Origin of the sequence: Pseudoalteromonas sp. S1609 (assembly GCF_005887255.1) — a bacterium.
GTDB lineage: Bacteria > Pseudomonadota > Gammaproteobacteria > Enterobacterales > Alteromonadaceae > Pseudoalteromonas.
In genome coordinates, this window is sequence record NZ_PNDJ01000175.1 from 1 (window position 1) to 814 (window position 814).

Genomic DNA, 814 nt, shown 5'->3' on the forward strand with positions numbered 1-814 from the left:
GTTCAGTATGCAGTAAATAAATTACACCATGATATAATCTTGCGCATTCAGTCAGCCTTATTTATGCCGTTTTTGTACTCTCGGTAATAAGGTCCGCGCCGCATAGAGCAAGTCGCGAAAAATTGACTGAATCCGTAATTATTTAATTGCGCAACACATCAACCGTTGAACAAGAGTGCACTAAAAAGGTTAACCCCGACATGAAAGCAATGAAAAGATCTACGTTAGCAACCCTTATCAATGCAACGTTGTTCTCTGCCGTAGCAGGTACGTCAATTTCAGCCGTAGCTGCTGAGCAAGAAACTACTGCTAAGAAGAACCAACTAGAAGTTATTCAAGTTACTGCTCGTAAACGAGTAGAAAACGCTCAAGAAGTGCCTGTTGCTGTTTCAGCCTTGCAAGGCGATAGCTTAGATGCTTACAGCTCAGCTGGTATGGATATTCGTTTTATGAATGCGAAAATCCCAAGTTTATCTATTGAATCTTCATTTGGCCGTTCATTCCCACGCTTTTATGTACGTGGCCTTGGTAACACTGATTTCGATTTGAATGCTTCGCAACCAGTGTCGCTTGTGGTTGATGAAATTGTACAAGAAAACGCAATCTTAAAAGGTTTCCCTGTATTTGACGTAGCACGTGTTGAAGTGCTTCGTGGTCCTCAAGGTACATTATTTGGTCGTAATACACCGGCTGGTCTAGTTAAATTTGATACCGTAAAACCAAGTCAAGAATTTGAAGGCTATGGCTCTGTATCTTACGGTAGTCGTGGTGCTGTTGACTTTGAAGGCGCTGTTGGTGGTTCATTAACAGATCG

Annotated in this window: 1 protein-coding gene; it reads left to right on the forward strand. The window is 41.9% G+C overall.

Annotated elements, in window-relative coordinates; all coding sequences use genetic code 11:
- Positions 1-200: 200 nt before the first annotated feature.
- Positions 201-814 (forward strand): TonB-dependent receptor plug domain-containing protein (locus CWB76_RS19315; protein WP_138609730.1); only part of this gene is annotated, 614 nt, incomplete at its 3' end.